General features: G+C 70.5%; 23 protein-coding genes, 2 pseudogenes and 1 riboswitch. Of the genes and pseudogenes, 22 read left to right on the top strand and 3 right to left on the bottom strand.

All coding sequences use genetic code 11. From position 1 onward, the window contains the following. Positions 1–13: 13 nt before the first annotated feature. The 14 genes from ACIOC0_RS21495 (at position 14) to ACIOC0_RS21430 (ending at position 13749) form a co-directional block, all read left to right on the top strand. Positions 14–1159 (top strand): VOC family protein, encoded by a 1146-nt coding sequence (locus ACIOC0_RS21495; protein WP_402156781.1) that lies wholly within the window; start codon positions 14–16, stop codon positions 1157–1159. Next, positions 1156–2094, top strand: a complete 939-nt coding sequence (locus tag ACIOC0_RS21490; protein WP_402156779.1) for a fumarylacetoacetate hydrolase family protein — start codon at positions 1156–1158, stop codon at positions 2092–2094. The genes ACIOC0_RS21495 and ACIOC0_RS21490 overlap by 4 nt, the downstream gene beginning before the upstream one ends. Continuing rightward, positions 2091–3731 (top strand): bifunctional 3-(3-hydroxy-phenyl)propionate/3-hydroxycinnamic acid hydroxylase, encoded by a 1641-nt coding sequence (locus tag ACIOC0_RS21485; protein WP_402156778.1) that lies wholly within the window; start codon positions 2091–2093, stop codon positions 3729–3731. The genes ACIOC0_RS21490 and ACIOC0_RS21485 overlap by 4 nt, the downstream gene beginning before the upstream one ends. Continuing rightward, complete coding sequence (locus ACIOC0_RS21480) at positions 3728–5749, top strand: acetoacetate--CoA ligase (RefSeq protein ID WP_402156776.1); 2022 nt, start codon at positions 3728–3730, stop codon at positions 5747–5749. Before ACIOC0_RS21485 ends, ACIOC0_RS21480 begins: the two co-directional genes overlap by 4 nt. Then, complete coding sequence (locus tag ACIOC0_RS21475; RefSeq protein WP_402156775.1) at positions 5746–6093, top strand: DoxX family protein; 348 nt, start codon at positions 5746–5748, stop codon at positions 6091–6093. The genes ACIOC0_RS21480 and ACIOC0_RS21475 overlap by 4 nt, the downstream gene beginning before the upstream one ends. Positions 6094–6435: 342 nt before the next feature. Continuing rightward, the gene (locus tag ACIOC0_RS21470) at positions 6436–6891 is read left to right on the top strand and encodes a MerR family transcriptional regulator (protein WP_402156774.1); all 456 of its coding nucleotides are present in this window, start codon (positions 6436–6438) and stop codon (positions 6889–6891) included. Between the two features lie 84 nt (positions 6892–6975). Continuing rightward, on the top strand, positions 6976–7170 hold the full coding sequence (locus tag ACIOC0_RS21465; RefSeq protein ID WP_402156773.1) for a hypothetical protein: 195 nt from the start codon (positions 6976–6978) through the stop codon (positions 7168–7170). 11 nt (positions 7171–7181) lie between these two features. Next, positions 7182–7517 carry a YnfA family protein gene (locus tag ACIOC0_RS21460; protein WP_402156772.1) on the top strand — a complete coding sequence of 112 codons (336 nt, stop codon included), beginning with the start codon at positions 7182–7184 and terminating at the stop codon, positions 7515–7517. A gap of 575 nt (positions 7518–8092) precedes the next feature. Continuing rightward, positions 8093–8279, top strand: a riboswitch (cobalamin riboswitch). Between the two features lie 226 nt (positions 8280–8505). Continuing rightward, a complete protein-coding gene (locus ACIOC0_RS21455; protein ID WP_402156771.1) occupies positions 8506–9741 on the top strand; it encodes an ABC transporter substrate-binding protein in 1236 nt (411 codons plus the stop codon). Beyond that, positions 9738–10841, top strand: a complete 1104-nt coding sequence (locus ACIOC0_RS21450; RefSeq protein ID WP_402156770.1) for a FecCD family ABC transporter permease — start codon at positions 9738–9740, stop codon at positions 10839–10841. The genes ACIOC0_RS21455 and ACIOC0_RS21450 overlap by 4 nt, the downstream gene beginning before the upstream one ends. Further along, on the top strand, positions 10838–11908 hold the full coding sequence (locus tag ACIOC0_RS21445; protein ID WP_402156768.1) for an ABC transporter ATP-binding protein: 1071 nt from the start codon (positions 10838–10840) through the stop codon (positions 11906–11908). Before ACIOC0_RS21450 ends, ACIOC0_RS21445 begins: the two co-directional genes overlap by 4 nt. Next, on the top strand, positions 11902–12624 hold the full coding sequence (locus tag ACIOC0_RS21440) for a (2Fe-2S)-binding protein (protein WP_402156767.1): 723 nt from the start codon (positions 11902–11904) through the stop codon (positions 12622–12624). The genes ACIOC0_RS21445 and ACIOC0_RS21440 overlap by 7 nt, the downstream gene beginning before the upstream one ends. Further along, positions 12621–13181 carry a hypothetical protein gene (locus tag ACIOC0_RS21435; protein ID WP_402156765.1) on the top strand — a complete coding sequence of 187 codons (561 nt, stop codon included), beginning with the start codon at positions 12621–12623 and terminating at the stop codon, positions 13179–13181. Before ACIOC0_RS21440 ends, ACIOC0_RS21435 begins: the two co-directional genes overlap by 4 nt. 100 nt (positions 13182–13281) lie before the next feature. Next, complete coding sequence (locus ACIOC0_RS21430) at positions 13282–13749, top strand: hypothetical protein (RefSeq protein WP_402156763.1); 468 nt, start codon at positions 13282–13284, stop codon at positions 13747–13749. Between the two features lie 67 nt (positions 13750–13816). Here ACIOC0_RS21430 and rpsN read toward each other — a convergent pair whose 3' ends face one another. Next, on the bottom strand, positions 13817–14122 hold the full coding sequence (gene rpsN / locus ACIOC0_RS21425; RefSeq protein ID WP_402156761.1) for a 30S ribosomal protein S14: 306 nt from the start codon (positions 14120–14122) through the stop codon (positions 13817–13819). After that, positions 14122–14358 carry a 50S ribosomal protein L28 gene (rpmB, locus tag ACIOC0_RS21420; RefSeq protein ID WP_359912071.1) on the bottom strand — a complete coding sequence of 79 codons (237 nt, stop codon included), beginning with the start codon at positions 14356–14358 and terminating at the stop codon, positions 14122–14124. Before rpmB ends, rpsN begins: the two co-directional genes overlap by 1 nt. Positions 14359–14425: 67 nt before the next feature. Between rpmB and rpmG the strand changes: the two are divergent. From rpmG to rpsR, 4 genes and pseudogenes are all read left to right on the top strand, one after another. Next, positions 14426–14542 (top strand): annotated as a pseudogene (gene rpmG / locus ACIOC0_RS21415) (50S ribosomal protein L33); the annotation flags it as partial. Between the two features lie 94 nt (positions 14543–14636). Beyond that, positions 14637–14891, top strand: coding sequence for a type B 50S ribosomal protein L31 (locus ACIOC0_RS21410; RefSeq protein WP_402156760.1), 255 nt, complete (start codon positions 14637–14639; stop codon positions 14889–14891). After that, positions 14888–16054 (top strand): annotated as a pseudogene (locus ACIOC0_RS21405) (CobW family GTP-binding protein). The gene ACIOC0_RS21410 and the pseudogene ACIOC0_RS21405 overlap by 4 nt, the downstream one beginning before the upstream one ends. A 34-nt stretch (positions 16055–16088) precedes the next feature. Then, positions 16089–16325 (top strand): 30S ribosomal protein S18, encoded by a 237-nt coding sequence (gene rpsR, locus ACIOC0_RS21400; protein WP_402156759.1) that lies wholly within the window; start codon positions 16089–16091, stop codon positions 16323–16325. A gap of 96 nt (positions 16326–16421) precedes the next feature. Here rpsR and ACIOC0_RS21395 read toward each other — a convergent pair whose 3' ends face one another. Then, the gene (locus ACIOC0_RS21395) at positions 16422–16733 is read right to left on the bottom strand and encodes a hypothetical protein (protein ID WP_402156758.1); all 312 of its coding nucleotides are present in this window, start codon (positions 16731–16733) and stop codon (positions 16422–16424) included. Positions 16734–17194: 461 nt separating this feature from the next. Between ACIOC0_RS21395 and ACIOC0_RS21390 the strand changes: the two genes are divergently transcribed. The 4 genes from ACIOC0_RS21390 to ACIOC0_RS21375 form a co-directional block, all read left to right on the top strand. Further along, positions 17195–17449, top strand: coding sequence for a hypothetical protein (locus ACIOC0_RS21390; RefSeq protein ID WP_402156756.1), 255 nt, complete (start codon positions 17195–17197; stop codon positions 17447–17449). Positions 17450–17534: 85 nt separating this feature from the next. Then, entirely contained in the window at positions 17535–18191 is a 657-nt protein-coding gene (locus ACIOC0_RS21385) for a choice-of-anchor M domain-containing protein (protein ID WP_402156754.1), read from the top strand. Next, positions 18188–18850, top strand: coding sequence for a choice-of-anchor M domain-containing protein (locus ACIOC0_RS21380; protein WP_402156752.1), 663 nt, complete (start codon positions 18188–18190; stop codon positions 18848–18850). Before ACIOC0_RS21385 ends, ACIOC0_RS21380 begins: the two co-directional genes overlap by 4 nt. Positions 18851–19261: 411 nt before the next feature. Continuing rightward, a partial coding sequence (locus ACIOC0_RS21375) for a choice-of-anchor M domain-containing protein (RefSeq protein ID WP_402156750.1) occupies positions 19262–20159 on the top strand: 898 nt, incomplete at its 3' end.

The following is a 20159-nucleotide window of genomic DNA, read 5'->3' as shown; positions in this document are numbered from 1 at the left end:
CTTGGAGGACACCATGTCCCACATCCCCGTCAACAAGGGCGGCCCTCTGACGCCCCACCAAGACCTCCACAGTGAGCAGGGCGCCCTGCGCGGTGAACACCCCGGACGAGCCCGGAACCCCGTGATCAAGGTGGCGGATCTGGCCTGGCTTGAGTTCGAGAAGCCGGACCTGGACCGGGCCGAGGTGTTCGCCCGTGACTTCGGCTTCGCGATCGCCGCCCGCACCGATCACGAGCTGTGGCTGCGCGGCACGTTCGCGGGCTCCCCCTGCATGGTCATCCGGCGCGGTCACGCCTCCCGCTTCCTCGGGCCGGCGTTCCGGGCGGCCGAGCGGACCGATGTGGACCGGCTCGCCGCCGCCGTCGGACACACCGTCCGGGACATCGACGTCCCCGGCGGCGGCCGGTCGGTCGCCCTGTTCGATCCCTCGGGACTCCCGGTCAGGGTGGTGCACTGCGCCGAACCGCTGCCCGCGCTGCCCGGGCAGCAGCCGCTGATCCTCAACACCGGCATCGACGGCCGCCGTACGAACACCACCCAGCGCCCGCCCCGTGAGCCGTCCCGCATCCAGCGCCTCGGCCATGTGGTGCTGGAAACGCGGACGTTCACCCGCACGCTGGACTGGTACCTGGACACCCTTGGCATGATCGTGTCCGACTTCCTGTTCCTGGACGGGCAGCGCCGGCGCGGGCCGACCATGGCGTTCATCCGCTGCGACCAGGGCAGCGTGCCCGTCGACCACCACACTCTCGCCCTGCACCTGGGGCCCGGTACCGGTTACGTCCACTCCGCGTACCAGGTCACCGACCTCGACGCGATCGCCGCCGGCGGGGAGTACCTGGCCGAGCGCGGCTACCGGCGCAGCTGGGGCATCGGCCGGCACATCCAGGGCAGCCAGCTCTTCGACTACTGGCGCGACCCCGACCGCTTCATGCTGGAGCACTTCGCCGACGGCGACCTGTTCTCCTGCGACCTCGAACCCGGCTGGGCACCGATGTCGGCGAGCGGCCTGGCCCAGTGGGGCCCGCCCGTGACCCGCGACTTCCTCGGCACCAACCCCTCTCCCGCCAAGCTCCGCGAGGTCATGACGGCCCTGCACGACGACAACGAACTCGACCCCGCACGCCTGCTGGGCCTGATGAAAGCGATGAGCTCATGAGCACCAATGTGCTGCGCACCCCCGACGGCTGGTGGGCCGTCCGGAACGAGCGCGCCGTCCGCATCGAGACCAAGGCGGTCACCACCGCCGAGCTGCTCACCGACCGAGCCGCCGTGGAGAAGGCCGCCGCCTCCGGCGAGAACGGCACGCCCATCGCCGACCTGGTGGCGCTGCCCCCGGTCACCACCCCCTGCCGGGTGGTGGCCCAGATGGTCAACTACCGCAGCCACGCCAAGGACTCCGGGTTCACCGGCGACATCCCGCCCACCTTCTTCCGCAAGGCGTCCGGCTCGGTCAGCGGCCCGCACGACACGATCGTCCGCCCGGCACACGTGAACTTCCTCGACTACGAAGTGGAACTCGGCCTCGTCATGGGCGCGACTATCCCGGTGGGCACGGTTGTCGAGGAGCAGGATCTTCCTTCGTACGTCGCCGGGCTCGTCCTCACCAACGATGTCAGCGCCCGCGACGTGCAGCTGACCAAGACCCAGTTCTACGAGAGCAAGTCCTACCCCACCTTCACGCCCACCGGGCCGTACCTGTCCCTGCTGGAGCCGGAGGACTTCGACCATCTGATCGACCTGCGGCTGCGGCTGTCGGTGAACGGTGTGACGCGTCAGGACCGCACCCTGGCCGACATGATCGTGCGGCCCGCTCAGGCGCTCACCCTGCTCGCCCGCTTCCAGGCCCTCGACCCGGGCGACCTACTGCTCACCGGCACGCCCGGCGGCACCGCCCTGAAGGCCCCGCCCAAGCCGGTCGAGAAGATCGCAGCCCTGTTGCCACCCGCGCTGAAGTGGAAGGCGTTCTTCAACGGCCAGGCCAAGAACCCCCTGTACCTGCGCGACGGTGACCTCGTCACCGCCACGATCGCCACCCCGGACGGGCGGATCCACCTGGGCGAGCAGCGGACCGCTGTGGAGGCCGCGAAGTGAGCGCCACAGCCCGCAGGCCGGTGGTGATCATCGGGGCGGGGCCCGTGGGAGTCACTGCCGCGCTGCTGCTGGCCCGTTACGGAGTGCGCAGCCTCCTCCTCGAACGCCACCCCGATGTCTACCCCCTGCCGCGCGCCGTCGTGGTGGACGACGAAATCCGCAGGGTTCTGCAGAGCGTCGGCGTCCACGAGGAGTTCGCCGCCATCGCCCGTCCGGCGCCCGGGCTACGGCTGCTGGATGCCCGACGCCGCGTGATCGGCGAGTTCCCGCGGTCCCTGCACGGACTCCACGGCTTCCCGCAGCTGAGCATGTTCAACCAGCCCGAGCTGGAACGCCTGCTGCGGGGCGCCTTGGCGCGCCGCCCGGAATGCGAGCTCTGGAGCGGGGTGGAGGTCGTCTCCGTCACCGAGTCCGACGCGCCGGACACCGACGCACCCGACAGTCCAGCGGGTCCCGTCCGGGTCACCTTCCGGCGCGGCGGCAGTGCCGAGGAGGAGCACCTGTGGGCCGATGCCGTCCTCGGCTGCGACGGAGCGGGCAGCCTCACCCGTGACGCCATCGGTGCCGCCTGGGAGGACCTGCACTTCCAGGAGAGCTGGCGGGTCATCGACGTGCGCACCAGCCGCCCGGTGCGGACCTGGGAAGGCGCCGAGCAGATCTGCTGCCCCACCCGGCCGGCCACCTTCATGCGCATCAGCGAGGACCGCTACCGCTGGGAGTTCCGGCTGGCCGACGACGAGAACCTGGGGGGCCCGGACGGATGGGAGCGCCTGCGCGGGCTGGTCGCCCCCTGGGTGGACCTGCCGGCCTCGCAGAGCGACGACTTCGAGGTGGTACGGCAGGCGCAGTACACCTTCCAGGCCCGTCTCGCCGACCGGTGGCGCAGGGGGCGCGTCTTCCTGCTGGGCGACGCCGCCCACCTGACCCCGCCCTTCGTCGGGCAGGGTCTGTGCTCCGGCCTGCGCGACGCCAACAACCTCACCTGGAAACTCGCCCGGGTCCTCCGGCAAGGCGCGCCAGAGGAACTTCTGGATACCTACGAACGCGAGCGCAAGCCGCACGCCCGCCACATGATCCGCGTGGCGGTGGCCGTCGGCTGGGCCATGACCGGCGGACAGGACCGCGGTGCGGCCTTCCGCCGGGCCGTCGTGGGCACGGTCTGCCGCATCCCCGGCGTGACCGAGGCGGTGAGCCGTGACCTCAGCCCCGCTCTGGCCGCCGGCCCACTGGTACGGCGCCGGCCCAGGCAGGCCGGCCGTGCGCTGGCCGGCACCTTCTGCCCGCAACCCTGGATACGGCACGACGGCAGGCGAGCACGTCTCGACGACGTCGTCCGGGACGCCTTCGTCGTCCTGACCGCCGTACCGGCCACGGCGCAGATGACGGCAGTGGCCACGGCGCTGGGCGCCCCGACGATCCACGTCGACGACCTGGACGACGACGGCACGCTCGCCGCCTGGCTGGCACGCGGCCGGGCGGACGCCGTCCTGCTGCGCCCCGACCGCGTGGTGATGGACACCGTCCCCGCCGGAACCGGCCACTTCACGGACCCCACGTCCTGGGCCTCCCTGCTCCACACGGCCCGCCGTGGCACCGATGACCGATCCGTCTCCCTGCCGAGGAGCACTGCACCGTGACCGTCCCGCATCCGGCACCGTTCCTGCCGCCCGACAAGAAGACGGCCGCCGGCAGCCGCATCGCGGACTTCGCCCGCTGGGCCGCCCGGCACCAGGGCGCCGAAGGGATCCCGGACCCCACCGAATACCAGGCCCTGCACCACTGGTCCGTCACGGACCTGGAAGGATTCTGGGCGGCGGTGTGGGAGTACTTCGGCATCGACGCCACCACTCCGTACGAGCGAGTGCTGGCCGAGGAAGCCATGCCCGGCGCCCGCTGGTTCCCCGGCGCCACCCTCAACTACGTCCACCACGCACTGCGCAACCTGCACCCGGACTCCCCCGCGATCACCGCCCTGGACGAGACCGGAGCCGCCTACGAGATCACGGGCCGGCAGCTGCGCGCCCAGGTCGCCTCCGTCGCCGCCACCCTGCGCGACCTGGGCGTCGGGCCGGGCGACCGGGTGGTCGGCTACCTGCCCAACACCCCCCACGCCGTCATCGCCTTCCTCGCCACGGCCAGCCTGGGAGCGGTGTGGTCCGTGTGCGGCCAGGACTACGCACCCGAGGCCGCCGCCGACCGCTTCGCCCAGCTCGAACCCGCGGTCCTCATCACCGCGGACGGCTACCTCTTCAATGGCACCGCTCACGACCGCCGGGCCGCTTCCCTCGACCTGGCCGGTGCCCTGCCCACGGTGAAGGCCACGGTGCTCGTGGAGCATCTGGGCCTCGGTTGGCCCGCGACCTGGGCCGTGAGGCCGTCCGTTCCCTGGGAGGACGCGGCCGGCCGCACCGAGTACCTCACCATCACGCCGGTGCCGTTCGACCACCCGCTGTGGATCGTCTTCTCCTCCGGCACCACCGGGCTGCCCAAGGGCATCGTCCACGGGCACGGCGGCGTTCTGCTGGAGCACCTCAAGATCCTGGGCCTGCACTGCGACCTGGGCGTCGGTGACCGCCTGCTGTGGTACACCACCACACACTGGATGATGTGGAACCTGGTCGTCTCCACTCTGCTGACCGGTGCCGCCACCTGCACCTACGACGGCAGCCCCGCGCCGGTGGCGCGCCCGGACGTCCTGTGGGAGCTGGCGGCCCGCCACAAGGTCACCGTCTTCGGCACCAGCCCCCAGTACCTGCTGGCCATGGCCAAGCTCGGCGTCGACCCCGCCGTGCACGACCTGTCGGCGATCCGCATCGTCGGCTGCACCGGCTCAGCCCTGCCCGCCTCCGCATACCCCTGGGTCCGTGACCACGTCGGCGCAGGCGTCCAGCTGGCCTCCACCAGCGGCGGCACGGACGTCGTCTCCGGTTTCGCCGGCAGCGCCCCCACCACCCCGGTGTGGGCGGGTGAGCTGTCGGCTCCCAACCTCGGCGTGGCGCTCGCGGCGTACGACGCCGCGGGTCTGCCGGTCATCGACCAGGTCGGCGAACTCGTCGTCACGCGGCCGATGCCGTCGATGCCGCTGTACTTCTGGAACGACCCTGACGGCAGCCGCTATCGCGACGCCTACTTCAGCGCCTATCCGGGCGTGTGGCGGCACGGCGACTGGATCACCCACACCTCCCACGGCTCGGTGATCGTGCACGGCCGCTCCGACGCCACGCTCAACCGCAACGGCGTACGCCTGGGCAGCGCCGACATCCACGACATCGTCGAACGCCTCCCCGAGATCACCGAGGCCCTCGTCATCGGCGCGGAGGAACCCGACGGCGGTTACTGGATGCCGCTCTTCGTGGTCCTCGCCGACGGGACCGTCCTGGACGAGTCCCTGTGCGAGAAGATCCGCGACGCGATCCGCACCGGCGCCTCACCCCGCCATGTCCCCGACGAGATCCTCGCCGTGCCGGCCATCCCGCACACGAAGACCGGCAAGAAGCTCGAGGTCCCGGTCAAGCGCCTCCTTCAGGGCGCCCCCGCCGAACAGATCCTCAATCCCTCCGCGGTCGACAACCCCGCCCTGATCGCCTACTTCGCCGGCCTGGGGGCCGAACGCCGCCATGCCCGCCGCCCGCACACCCCCAAGGACGTCCCGTGATCCTCCCCGCCTCGCTGGCCTGTCTCATCGCGTTGATCTTCGCCTTGCTGGGCGCGGCCAAGGTTCTGGCCCTGGGCCCGATGCCCGAGCTGGCCGCCCACGCCGGCTTCACCACCGCGGCCTACCGGGTCATCGGCGGGCTGGAGCTGATGGGCGCCATAGGCGTTGCCCTCGGCCCGGTCGTACCGCTGTGCGGCGGCCTGGCCGGCTTCGGGCTGCTGATCCTGCTCGCCGGTGCCGTGATCACGCACGTACGCAAGGGCGACGGGCTGACCAAGCTCCTCCCCGCGGTGACATGCGCGGCCCTGGTCGCCTGGTATCTCGTGCTGCTCCCCGGCCTCTGACCGCTCCGGGGGCGCCGGAGGAAGCGCTGCACGCGCCGGCCCAGGTGCGCGGTCTCGTCGTCGATGGGGTGCTGAGCATCCCGCAGGGCGGGCGTTCCCCTCGTAGCCTTCGCAGAAGCGGGCAGGACCGATTCAGAGCGCCAGGCGCTGCCGGACCAAGGCGCAGAAGATCACTCCATGCGTCCGGTCGCAAGTCCACGTGCGACGTCATCGGAAAGATGTCACCACGGCCCGATGCGAAAGAACGTGCTGGTCAGGGCCAGCTTTCAGGTCCGGCCAGTCGGCTCCCCGACGCCCGGAGCGTCAAATGAGCGTCACGGGTGCTGCCGCAGCCCTGGCCTGATGTCGTTTCCGCCGGTCGGCGAGCGCAGTGGTCAGGTCGCCGAGGCGGCCGGGGTGAACATCCAGACCCTGCGCTACTACGAGCGGCGGGGCCTGCTTGCCGAGCCGAAACGCAGCGACGGCGGCCACCGCTTGTACGGCGAGGACGCGGTGACCGCGCTGCGGGTGATCAAGGCCGCCCAACGCCTCGGGTTCACGCTGGACGAGGTCGCCGAGCTTCTGGGGACCGTCCGCCACCGGCACGGCCGTCCCGTCGCGAGGCTCCAGGAGCGGGCCGCTGCCAAGCTCGCCGAGGTCGACGCGAAGATCGCCGACCTCACCACCATCCGCACCGCCCCGGCAGCGGCGGTCGAAGCCGGGTGCGACGACCTGACCGTATGCGCCGGAAGTACCTGCTGTCCCATCCCCTTCACCGCCCTCGCCGAGGAGAACCGCCATGCCGGCCCCTGCTGCTGACCCCGCCCTCCCCCACCGCGCCCCCAAGGCCCTGGGGGCCTGGCCGCCCTTGCGGGTGTTGTCGGGGCCGGGGCGGGGGTGGTGGTGGGCTGGCTGCCCGCCGCCGTCGTGCTGGCCGTGCCCGCCGCCGTCGTGCTGGCCGTGCTCGCCGCCGGGACCCGGTGGCTCGGCCGACGCCGCCACTCATGCTCCTGCGCGCCGAAGGCCGATGGTGAGAGCGGGTGCGGCTGCAAGGCGTCCGGAGACCCGCTGAAGATCGCGGGCGCGGGCCGCCGGTAGGGTCCGGCGGTATGACTGTCGCTCGTTCCGTTGCCCTGTTCGTCGTCGCCGCCCTCTTCGAGATCGGTGGCGCTTGGCTGGTGTGGCAGGGCATCCGCGAGCACAAGGGCTGGATCTGGATCGGCGCCGGTGTCCTCGCCCTGGGCCTGTACGGGGTGGTGGCCACCTTCCAGTCCGACGACAACTTCGGCCGCATCCTCGCCGCGTACGGCGGGATCTTCGTCGCCGGGTCGATCGCCTGGGGCATGATCGCCGACGGCTACCGCCCCGACCGGTACGACGTCGTCGGCGCCCTGGTCTGCCTCGCCGGCATGGCCGTGATCATGTACGCGCCCCGCAGCCACTGACCCGCGCCACGGACCCGGACCCCGACAGCGTGAGCCGCACCGTGCAACTTCCCACTCTGTCGCACTCCGGACGCAGCGGGGAGGCGAGCACCCTGGCCGTTCCAGGAATCCCCATCAGCCTGGCCCTCGTCGCGCACTTCGATCCGCTCCACCGGCACGTCGCGGCCGGCCGGTGCAGTGGTCACCCGCTCGCGGGCAAGTGGGGCGTTCGGGCAGTCGGGAAGCGTCAGCAACGTGATCCGCACTCTGCTGTCCTCCGAGCTCACCGCCTGTGGTCAGCACGTCGGACCTTCCAGTGCACTGGAAGGTCCAGGAGCCAAGACGGTGTACGCCAGCATGGGCTTCAGGCCGCTCGCCGCGTCCGGACCGAGATCGCGGCGGACGAGCCCTCAGGAACCTGGTCGGCGGTCCGGCCCTGCCCGTCTTCGGCTGCACGCCGCTCGCCTTCCGGAGGGCACGCGCCGCGCCCCTCCTCGGTAAGGCCGCGCCCCAAGGCAGTTCGTCGTCTGACGCCCCCAACGCTGCCCCTCGCAGTTGTGGCCGGTCCCACAAAAGTGGGTCTGGCGGGGCCGTAGCCGGTTCTGCGATGCTTCGGTCCGTCAAGCGACGGCGGAACGAGGAAGCCGGTGAGATTCCGGCACGGTACCGCCACTGTGTAGGGGGAGCGACTCCACCCATGGCCACCGCCCCGTCCGGGGCGGGAAGGCCGGAGAAGCTGTGATCCCGAGTCAGGAGACTCACGCCGTCGCACCTCGAAGTACGGGGCGGATTTCCCCAGGAGAGGCGGTGGCACCCATGTGCCTGCGTATGTGTGGTGGCAGCTTCGCGCTGCCTGTGGCCCTTCGGAGTCGGCCTGCCCGGCTTGACGCACGAGTCGGTTCTCTCAGCTTCTGACGACCTCCTCCCTCAGCGGGTTCCTTCCCATGCGCCGCACCACGCGCCCCGCCATGCCGGTGCGCACTGCCTACGCACGCCACCAGGAGTCACCGTGTCCGTACGTTCCGCCATGCCCGGCCACCGTCAGGTCGCCGCTGCGGCATTCCTCGCCGCCGCCTTCACGCTGACCGCGTGCGGCGGCGACTCCGGCCCACCCGCCGACGCCAAGGCCCAAGCCGCCGGCGAGGGCTGCATCAAGGACTTCGACCCGGCCAAGGACTACTTCCCGGTCAAGTCGACGGTGAAGCACGCCGAGAACTTCACGCTCCGGTACGAAAAGAGCTACCAGGTCCTCACCGTCAAAGAGCCCTTCCCCAAGGGGAAGCCCGAGTCGTACGTACTGGTCAAGTGCGGTGCTCCGAAGCCGAAGCTGACCGGCGAACTGGCGTCCGCACAGCAGGTCACCGTGCCCGTCAAGAGCCTGTACTCCGCCTCGACGACCCACCTGCCGCTGCTGACCGAGACCGGCACCCTGGACGTGCTGACCGGTGTCGCGAGCGCCACGGCCATCTCCTCCGCCGAGGTGATCGAGCGGGTGAAGGCCGGCAAGGTCACCGAGTACGCCAAGGACCGCACGCTCAACGCCGAGACGGTCATCGGCGCCAAGCCCGACGTGCTGATGACCCAGGGCACCGACGACCCTCAGTACCCGAAGCTGCGTCAGGCGGGCATCGCCGTGGTCGCCAACGCCGAGTGGCTGGAGGCCAGTCCGCTCGGGCGTGCCGAGTGGGTCAAGGCGATGGCCGCGCTCACCGGGGCGGAGAAGCGTGCGGGTGAGGTGTTCGACACCATCGAGGGCGATTACCGGAAGGTCGCAGAGAAGGGCGCGCAGGCGGTCAAGGCAGGCAAGGCCGTCGAGGTCCTGCCCGGCACGATGTACCAGGGCACGTGGTCCATGCCCGCCGGCGGTAGCTACGCCGCCCAGCTGATCAAGGACGCGGGCGGCACCTACCCGTGGGCCGGCGACGAGGGCACCGGCGGCCTCCAGCTCAACTTCGAGGCCGTGTACGCCAAGGGCGGCCAGGCTCCGGTATGGATCGCTGACCAGCAGTGGAAGTCCACCGCAGACGCCGTGAAGGCCGACAGCCGGTACGGGCAGCTGAAGGCGCTGTCCGGCGGTGCGGTCTGGACGAACACGAAGGCGCTCGGCCCCGGAGGGGGCAACGACTACTTCGAGCGCGGCGTGCTGCGCCCGGACCTGGTACTCGCCGACCTCTTCGCGCTGATGCACCCGGACCAAGCGAAGGGCCACACCTTCACCTTCTACCAGCCGGTGCCCAAGGCGTGACGACACACCCGGCAACCAAGGCGACCCCCGCTTCGGACGTCCCGCGGGCGATAGGCCCGGGACGACGGCGCCTAGCCGTCGTCCTCGCCCTCGCGGCCGGTACCGCCACACTGTTCATCCTCGCCGTCGCGACCGGCTCCCATCCTGTGCCGGTCGCGGAGGTGGTGCGGGTCCTGTTCGGCGGCACCGCCGAGGACCCGCGGTGGACCGTGATCGTCGAGCAGGTCAGACTGCCGCGCGCGCTGACCGCAACCGCAGTCGGTGCCGCCCTCGCGGTGGCCGGCGTACAGATGCAGACGCTGTTCCGCAACGCGCTGGCCGACCCGTTCTCCCTCGGGGTGAGTTCGGGCGCCAGCATGGGTGTGGCCGCCGTGGTGGTCGGCACAGGCGGCGTCACTGGCAGCTTCACCGGCGACCTGGCCGGGCTGGGGCGCGTGGGCGTCGTCATCGCGGCCTCGCTCGGCGCCGCCGCCGTCCTGGCCCTCGTCCTGCTGCTCTCCCGATGGGTGCGGTCGGCCGTCACCCTGCTCGTGATCGGAGTCATGATCGGCTCGGCCGCCACCGCGGTGGTCGGCGTGATGCTTGTCTACGCCCGGCCCGAGCGCGCCCAGCAGTTCGTCGTGTGGGGCCTGGGCAGCTTCGGCGCCACGACCTGGCCCGACCTCCACGTCATGCTGCCCGTCGTCGGCGCCGGCCTGCTGACCGCGCTGCTGACCGCCAAACGCCTCAACGCCCTGCTGCTCGGCGAGGACTACGCCCGCACCATGGGCCTGAACGTGCGGCGCAGCCGCGACCTCGCCCTGTTCGGCACAGCGCTGCTGGCGGGCGCGGCAACAGCGTTCTGCGGGCCGATCGCCTTCCTGGGCCTGGCCGTCCCACATCTGACGCGGGTGGCGCTGGGGACCTCGGACCACCGGGCACTGATCCCGGCGTCGATGCTCGCCGGGGCGTTCCTCGCGCTGGCGTGCGCGCTGCTGAGCCAGCCCCCGGGAACGGATTCCGTGCTGCCGCTCAATGCCGTCACCTCACTGTTCGGCGCCCCCATCGTCATCGCGTTCCTGATCCGCAGCCGTCGCGGCGTACAAGGAGTGGCCTCGTGACCGACACGATGACCGAACCCCTCACGGACGCGGCCGCTGTACCGGGCCGCCACGGCGGCCTCACCACCCAAGGGCTCGCTGTCGGCTATCGCACCCGGTCACCGCGCGGGCGCACAGCCGGCCGGTCCGTGCTGTCGGGACTGGACCTTCAGGCGCGGGCCGGTGAGCTGACCGTACTCCTCGGGCCCAACGGCGCGGGCAAGTCCACGCTGCTGCGGACCCTGTGCGGGCTCCTACCGCCGCTCGACGGCCGGATCCGGATCGGCGGCTGCGACCTCGCACAGACGTCGCCGACCGCGCTCGCCCGTCGGCTGGCGGTCGTCCTCACGGACCGGGTGGACCCCGGGCTGCTGTCCGTACGCGAACTGGCCGGCCTCGGCCGCCACCCGCACACCGGGTTCACCGGCCGCCTCACGGCCGCGGACGACGCGGTTGTCGAGTGGTCGCTGGAAGCAGTGGGCGCTGGACACCTGGCCGAACGGCCGGCTGCCGAACTCTCCGACGGCGAACGTCAACGCGTCCTGACCGCGCGCGCCCTCGCCCAGGAGCCCGACGTCGTCCTTCTCGACGAGCCGACCGCCTTCCTCGACGTCCCCTCACGAGTGGGTCTCACCGTACTGCTGCGCGACCTCGCCCGGAACAAGGGACTGACCGTCGTGGTCAGCACCCACGACCTGGAACTGGCCCTGCGGGTGGCCGACGCCGTTTGGCTCGTCGACCGCGAATCCCGCGTTCACTCCGGGGCGCCCGAGGACGTGATCCGCAGTGGTGCCGTCGCGGGGGCTTTCGACGCCGACCACCTCGCATTCGACCCGGTCTCCGGCACCTTCGGACTGCGCCGCACAGCACGCGCCGCAGTGACGGTGGACGCGCCGATCGATGTGCGCCCGCTCCTCGAACGCGCCCTCGCCCGGGAAGGACTGGCCGTCGCCGGGCCGGGCAGTTCGGCCGCAGCTCCCCGGCTGAGCTGGGACGGAGCAGACCGCCTCACCCTCACAGGACCGGACGGCCAGGTCGTCCGCGTCTGCGGCTTCCACGAGTTGACGCGGACGGTGCGGACGTGGTGACCGCGGCCCTCACCCCCGACACCTTGGCGTGGATCTCCACAATTGGCCCCTACTTCGCGGTGGCCACCGGCCCCCGCCCCGAGGCCCCCGGCTTTCGGCCGCTGACCGACCTGTACGCAGACCCGCATGCCCTGGAGGAATGCGTCCGGACCGTCTCCGGGCGGCTGGGCACCGACCAGCCCAGGGTGGCCGCGTCCACGCTGCACCTGGGCACCGCATCCCGGCTCTGGTCGATCGCCCTGGCCTGCGCCGCACTCTCCGGCCGCGTCCCCGATCTGGGGCCCGACCGGCTGTGGTGGCGCCTGCCCTCCTCCGGCCCCCTGGACCTTTGGCTGCCCGACCTGCAGGAACTGGACCAGGAACCGCATCCGGCCCTGCACCACACCGTCGCCGTCCAGAACCTCGTCCCCTGGGCCGACGCCGTACGACGCGTATCCGGCGTCTCCCCGCACACCCTGCGCGGCAACGCCGCTTCGGCGCTCATCGGAGCCCACCGCGTCCTGCTCGCCAGGGCAACGCACCCTCTCGTCCCCGTGGTGCCCCTCGTCCGCGCGCTGCTGGATCAACCGCCACTGGCAAGGGCCGGCCGGCTTCGCGTCACTCCCGCCGGGTCGCTCGCCTTCCGACGCCGTAGCTGCTGTCTCTACTACCGCGTGCCGGGCGCGGGTACCTGCGGCGACTGCGTCCTCAACCCCAAGGAGAAGACCACCTCATGACCACCACCGAGCCGACCGTCGTCGAATCCCCCGGCGGCGGCACCCAGCACGTCTGGCCCCTCCCGGTCGACGAGGCCGCCCTCCTCGACCTCGTCACCACCGTCTTCACCGACCACTGGCAGCACATCCACTTCGGACCAATCATCGAAGGCGCCGCCTGGGAGGTCGGCGCCCCGAACGCCCCGACCGCTATCACCATGAACGACGGCTACGCCACCGTCGACTTCGGCGCCTGGCACTTCCACCTGTGCATCGGCGAGCACACCGCCTCCGGCCCGGAACTGGGCCGCATCCGACGCTGCTCCCGCGCCGAGCTGTACCGCAGCCTCGGCTCTGACGGCTCTCCCGTCAGCTGGGGAGTCCGCCTGTTCAACGGCCGCGACGAGCAGATGATGACCGTCCTCCTGCCCAACCCGTTCCTCACCGACCGTCAAGAGATCCTCGATGCCCCCGACTTCACCCGCCTCGCCGCGTGGGACGCCCTCCGCGACCGCTTCCTGAGCCTGTCGCCCGACCCTCTCGACCGCTCAGGCAAGGGGTTCCGGCACAGCGGCTGACAGGCACCCCGCTTCTGCCCCTCTCGGCAGAACAGCCGCCGAACTCGCACTTGACACATCATCAGAATCAGCGTCAGCCAAACATGCAGAGCCACGGACCATGATCGCGTCCTCCGTGGCCGACGAGGCGTGGGCCGCCGAGGTGACCTCGGGTACGGACGGGCCCTACCTGTTCGTCGCCGAGGCCGCACTTCTCTACCTGGATGAGGCCGCTGTCCACCAGGTCGTCGATCTGCTCACCGACCGTTTCCCCGGCTGCCTGCTCGCCCTCGACACCGCAGGCCCGGGCTTCTTCGACACCCAGGAGCAGCACGACGCGCTCAGCCGGGTCGAGGCCCGCATGCGTTGGCACTGCCCCGACGTAGGGACCCAGCTGGCTCACTGGAGTCCCGGCACCGAGACGGTGGCTTCGCACACCCTCACCAGCCTGCCCGCGCCTCTGCCGGCCCAGCTGCCACTCCCCTATCGGCAGATGGTGTCGGCGCTGGCATCCCAGAAGCTCCCCCAGGCCGAGGGTTACCGGCTCGGCCTCATGCGCCTGCCCTCAGATCCGCCACGCCTTCGGTGACGCCGATGCCGGCTGTGACCCCGCCGAGTCGCAGCCGGCATCCACGCCCGCGTCGCGGGCGCCGGCATCACCAGGAGGACTTGGTGACCCCCGGCAGGAAGCCGGCGTGCGCCTGCTGGCGCATGTTGACCCGCGACAGTCCGAACTTCCGCAGGTGTCCGCGGGGCCGGCCGTCCACGCTGTCCCGGTTGCGCACCCGGGTCGCACTGGCGTCGCGGGGCTGGCGCCGGAGTTCGGCCACGGCCGCCTCGCGTTCGGCGTCGGTGGAGGACGGCCGGCGGATGATGTCCTTCAGCTCCGCGCGGCGGGCCGCGTAGCGCTCGACGGTCGCCTTGCGCTTCTCGTTCTGGGCGATCTTGCTCTTCTTGGCCATCAGACCTTCCCCCCTCGGGCGCGGATGCGGGCCACGGCGGCTTCGATGCCGATGCTGTCGACGGTCTTGATCGCCTTCGCACTCAGTGTCAGTCGGACGTGCCGCCCCTCGCTGGGCAGCCAGTAGCGCTTTCGCTGGATGTTGGGGTCGAAACGGCGCGAGGTGCGCCGGTGCGAGTGGGAGATGGTGTTGCCGAAGCCCGGCTTGGCACCGGTCAGTTGGCAGTGGGCGGACAAGGCGCTGCTTCCTCTCGTCGAACGGTCACTTTTTGGTAATGGAAACCATTCCCATACAGTACCCTTCGTGGCCCGCAAGCAGGTACGCCCGATCATCAGGCTCCGCTCCACCGCCGGAACCGGCTGCACGTACGTCACCCGCAAGAACCGCCGCAACGACCCCGACCGCCTGGTCCTGCGCACGTAAGACTCCATCGCTCGGCGCACGTCGACTTCCGCGAGGAACGCCGACCCACCGCCACTCCACCACTGCGACCCCAGACCCCGAGGAAACCCCCATGAAGCCCGGAATCCACCCCGCGTACGGCCCCGTCGTCTTCCGCGACCGCGCCGCGAACTACGCGTTCCTCACCCGTTCCACCATGACCAGTGACAAGACCATCGACTGGGAGGACGGCAACACGTACCCGGTCGTCGACGTCGAGATCTCGAACGTCAGCCACCCCTTCTACACGGGTACCGCCCGCGTACTGGACACTGCCGGGCGGGTCGAGCGCTTCGAGCGTCGCTTCGGACGACGCGAAGCCAAGTGACGCAGGACGAGGCCCGACTGCCCGTCGTCATAGTCGGCGGGCTGCACTCGGAGGCACGCCAACAGGTCGTGGACCACCTTCTGGGCTCCGCTCCGTCCCCCGCAGCGTCGCCCTGCACCACGACCTGTCCACGGCCACAGAGCACGGCACCGTCCTGCGCCAAGTGCGCGACGCCTCGGGCGAGGTGTCCCGCGGCGAGGCCCCGTCGGCGAACGACTGCGCGTGCTGCGCGCTGCGCGAAGATCTGCTTCCCGAACTGGAACAGCTCGCCGACGCCGGTCTGACCCGCCTGGCCATCGTCGAGTTGTGGGACTCCGTCGAGCCCAGGGGGATGGCCGAGGTCGTCGTCCACCACGGCGGCGACGCGATCCGGCTCACCGACGTGATCACGGCGGTGGACCCGGCGCTCGTTCTCCCCTGCCTCGGCAACGGCGACGACCTGGCCGAGGTGGGTCTCGCGGCCGCTGCCGGCGACCAGCGCACCGTTGGTGACACCTGGGCCAGACAACTGGAGTACGCCCCCGTGCTCGCCATCGTGGAGAGCCCTGACGCCGACGACGAGGATCGCGCCCTCCTCACCCAGCTCCACCCCACCGCACGCCAGGTCCATGCGAACTCCCCGGAACTCGCGGAGCCGGCCTTCACACGTTTCGACGCCGAGGCGGCCGCGGCAGCCCAGCACCCGGCCTGCGCCCTCCTTCCCCAGGAGGCGGAGGAAGCGGGCGTCACCACCTTCGTGTGGCGACGCCACCGGCCGTTCCACCCCGAGCGCCTCTTCCAGGCGCTGGAGCATCTCTGCTGCGCCGCCGCCCGCAGCCGCGGACGGGTTCTGGCTCGCCGACCGCCCCGACACCCTGTTGGACTGGGACGCCGCCGGCGGGGCCCTGTGCGTCGAGAGCGCCGGGCCGTGGCTCGCCTCTCTACCCGACGCCGCCTGGGAGATGGAGCCGCCCGTCCGCCGGGCAGCCGCAGCTCTCGACTGGCACCCCGAGCACGGTGACCGCTGCCAGCACCTCGTCTTCACCTCACCCGGGCTCGACCACGACGGACTCGAGCGCGTCCTTGAGTCCTGCCTGCTCACCGACGCCGAGTACGCAGCGGGACCCGAGGCGTGGAAGCACCTCCCGGCAGCGTTCGACGCCCTCCTCGACCCCGTCTCGTGACGCGGCCCGTCCACCCCGCGCAGAAGGAGCGCACATGCCCTCCCGCCAAGGCCCCCACAAGCCCCTGAAGTCCCGTCCCAACCCGCTCGACGCGGCCGGGATCACCTACATCGACTACAAGGACACCGACCTGCTGCGAAAATTCATCTCCGACCGCGGCAAGATCCGCAGCCGTCGCGTCACCCGCGTCACCGCCCAGCAGCAGCGGCAGATCACGACGGCGATCAAGAATGCCCGGGAAATGGCGCTGCTTCCTTATTCAAGCCGGTGAGCAGGTAAGCAGGTCCAGGAGAGCGCAGAAAGCAGAAATGCACCCCCGTTTCCGAGGGTGCATTTCTCGTCGCACGAATTCGGAGGCGCCGAGAGCTCAGTGGTCGTCCCAGTGGCCGCTGTGCGCCGCGTGCCGGTGGCCGTCGTGGACGTAGTCCATGTGGTCGCCGTGCGGGACCGCTACGTGCCCACAGCCCGCGCCGTGCTCATGGTCGTGACCGGCGTGCTCCTGATGGCCGCCGACCTCGCACTCGTCCGCGTGACCGTCGTGCTCCCGGTGCAGATGACCATCGTGCACATAGTCGACATGACCGCCGTGGGGGACCGCCACGTGCCCGCAGCCCTCGCCGTGCGTGTGATCGTGTCCGGGGTGCGGCTGGTGCTGCACTGATGTTGCCACGCCATTCATCTCCAGCGGCTCAGGCCATCGCCCCTACAGGACGACGGCGCGCAATTGCATCGCATTTTCCACTGCCACCGCCAGGCTGCCACAGAGGACACATGGGAGCAAAAAATAACCGGCGACAGCCGCTGAATTCGATAACGATTTTCACTGCGAGAAATTAATTCATCATTGCATCAGAATTCGCGCTTGCCGCGAAGGCGGGGGACGACTTTCCGAGCTGCACCGGCAGCCAGACATGGCCGCCACCCAAGGCCGACAGGCGATGTCGCGGCTGCCAGGGCGCCACTCCCCCCGCACCTCCACGAAGCCATTGTCCACTCGCGCCTTCGCCGGTGACACCGTGCCCTGCTCGATTTTCCCTGCATGGAGATCGCCTTCCTCTTCCGCTTCGACCTGGTCCCCGGCGGAGCCGCGGCCAGTCTGCTCACCACCTGGCCGCCGCGGTTGTTCTCACAGTCGAAAACATGGCAGTGAGGGCCGGCACCGTCGACATCGGCGGAGTGAGCCGGGTGCGGCACATGTTGGCCCGCGCCGGCGCAGGCCGGCTGCGCCTGGGTGGCGGGTGGCCCCTTCCTGACGCGACCGGGGACTTCCGCTTACCGCATCGACCCGTACTGCCGCAGACCTCGCCCACCGACAGCGCCGCCATCCACCCCGTCCCCACCAGCTCCACGTCAGAGGGCCGTGCCGACAACAGGGAGCGCCAGCACCGCCGTTGAGCAGCAGACGGTTGCCAGAATTACATGAACATGATTATCGTTCGCATTATTGGTGCCAGCTCGGGCACCCCTGAAGGGAGTTGCTGTGCGCAACACTTCTCTCCGCATGCTTGCCGGGGCCACCGCCGTGACGGGCGTCCTGATAGCCGGCGGACCCGCCCAGGCGGCCAGCCTCGTGACGCTGGAGACCGGTCACGTGGACGTCGTGGGCCTCGCCTACGAGGAGGGTGAACTGGAGATAGCCGTCCACGCCGAAAACGGCGAGGACGAGGTCGAGTACGCGCCCGAGGACACGCTGCTGCGCGTCCTGCCCGCCGCGAAGACGACCATTCCCGACGGCGACGAGTACGCCTTCCTCGGTACTGCGGGGTGCCCCGTGTGGATCCTGCCGGAGGTACAGAACCCCGACCTGCTGTTCGCCGGTTTCGGCGCCGAGGAGCTGGAGTCCGGCGTCCTGCAGGGCGACGAGGTCGACGTGTCCTTCCTGTCGGTGAAGGGCCCGGGCAAGCTCGCCGTGTACACCGACGGCGTCTTCGGTCAGCCCGAGTCGATCCTCGTGAACAGCGGCGACGGCCTGCCCGACACCGTGGGGCTGCAGGCGGGCGAGCACACGCACGCCAACTGGGCGTTCACCAAGCCCGGCACGTACACGGTGAAGGTCAAGGCCGCTGCCCACCTCGCCGCCGACGGGACGCCGGTCACCTCCGACGTCGCGACCTACACCTTTGAGGTGAAGAAGTGAGCACGGTGTCCCTCTCCCCCCGCCGCCGGGCCGCCGGCGTCCTCGCGGGCGCCGCTGCCTTCCTCCTGACGGTCGCCGGGCCCGCAGAGGCCGCGCCCGTCACCCTCACCAAGGGCCACGTCGACGTTCTGGACGTGGACTACGCCTCCGGCACCCTCACCCTCGACCTGCTGGACCAGACCACCGGCACCGCCGTGGAACGCGACCCCGCCGAGGTCACCCTGAGCGTGCCCAAGGGCGCCAAGATCACCAATGTGCCGACCACGGCGCCCTGGCAGTTCCTCGGTACCGGGGGCACTGCCTGGATCCTGCCGCAGAGCAACGTCAGCGGCCTGCTGTACGCCGGCTGGAGCACCGAGGGCATCCCGAGCGGAACCTTCACCGACAACAAGCTGACCTTCACGCTCTCCGGGGTCACCGGCCCGGCCGGCTTCAGCGTCTACACCGCCGCAGCCGGCACTCCCACCGTCCTCTTCGACAGCGGTAACGGGCTCCCCGACACCCTCTCGGTGAATACGAGCACCCACACCCACGCCAACTGGGGCTTCGACGCGGCGGGAACCTACAAGGTCACCTTCAGCGTCAGCGGCGTCCTGGCCTCGACCGGTCAGACCGTGAGCACCGGCGCAAAGACGTACACCTTCCAAGTCACCGACTGATCCCCGGGCGGCGCCGCGTCGGGTCCCGCGGCGCCGCCCCGTCCCGCGTGGCGTCCCCCACTCGACCGACCTTCGCCCCTCTGCGCGACAGCCGCAGAGCAGTAGTCGTTTCCCGTTACACACGGCGCCAAGCCACGCAGAAGGGCCGATTCCCCTGCGAGGTCGGGAGAGGTCACACCAGCCGCTTATTGATAATGATTACCGTATCTATTAACTTTGTCGTGGCCACGCTGAGATCTGATGGTGACGCTGTCATCGTCATGTGGAGCCGCGCGAGCGCGCCCGGGGAACTCCCGGACGAGGGGGCCGCGCACGGAACGGGGGAGTTCCCCACCCATGCCGCCCTTCCCAGCGGATGGTGACAACAGCAGATGAGGGGCGATGACATCAAGTAGGCGTTCTGTGCGTGTGGTGGGGGCACTTGCACTGTCCATGGCCGGGCTGGTCTCCGTGGGCGCGGCGTCCGGCACGGACCCGGTGGCCAACGCCGCCCCCGCGGCGTACGCGGCACCGCTCGCGGCCGATCCCGCGGCGAGCGACGTGGTCGACGAGCGGATCGTCATCGACACCGGACACGTCGACGCAATCGCGCCGCGCATGGTCAACGGGGAGTTCCGCACCCTGTTCAAGGACAGCAGAACCACCGAGGTCGTGTGGCGCGAGCCGCGCTCGGTGATCATGCACCTCACCACCGCAGGCGAACTGACCATTCCGGACGCGGGTTTCGATTTCCTCGGAGCACCGGGTGACGTCATCTACATGATCCCGCAGACCCAGAACCCCGAGGTGCTGTGGGCGGGCTGGAGCACCGAGGCGTTCCGGGACTCGGACATCCAGGGGACGTTCGAACTGAGCCTGAACACCCTGGAGGGGCCGGGGCAGCTGCTCATGTTCGACTGGGACATGTTCGGCCAAGCGGTGATGAAGTTCGACAGCACGGACGGCATCGGCGATACCTACCCGGTGGCGGCCCAGACGCACGAGCACTCCAACTGGGCCTTCACCGAACCGGGCGTCTACCGCCTCGGGTTCACCTTCTCGGCCACCCTCGCCTCTGGTGAGGTGGTCTCCGACACTCAGATCTTCACCATGGCGGTCGGCGACGTCGACACCGACTCCATCGCTCTGCCAGGCGACAACGGCGACGGCGGAACGACCGACGGGGGGACGACCGGCGGCACCACCAACGGCGGCACCACCGACGGCGGAACAACCGGCGGCACCACCAACGGCGGCACCACCGACGGCGGAACAACCGGCGGCACCACCAACGGCGGCACCACCGACGGCGGAACAACCGGCGGCACCC

The organism is Streptomyces sp. NPDC088254 (assembly GCF_044740925.1).
In the GTDB taxonomy this organism is placed as follows: domain Bacteria; phylum Actinomycetota; class Actinomycetes; order Streptomycetales; family Streptomycetaceae; genus Streptomyces.
Note: the sequence above shows the minus strand (reverse complement) of the source record. Positions and strands in the feature narration are given on the sequence as shown.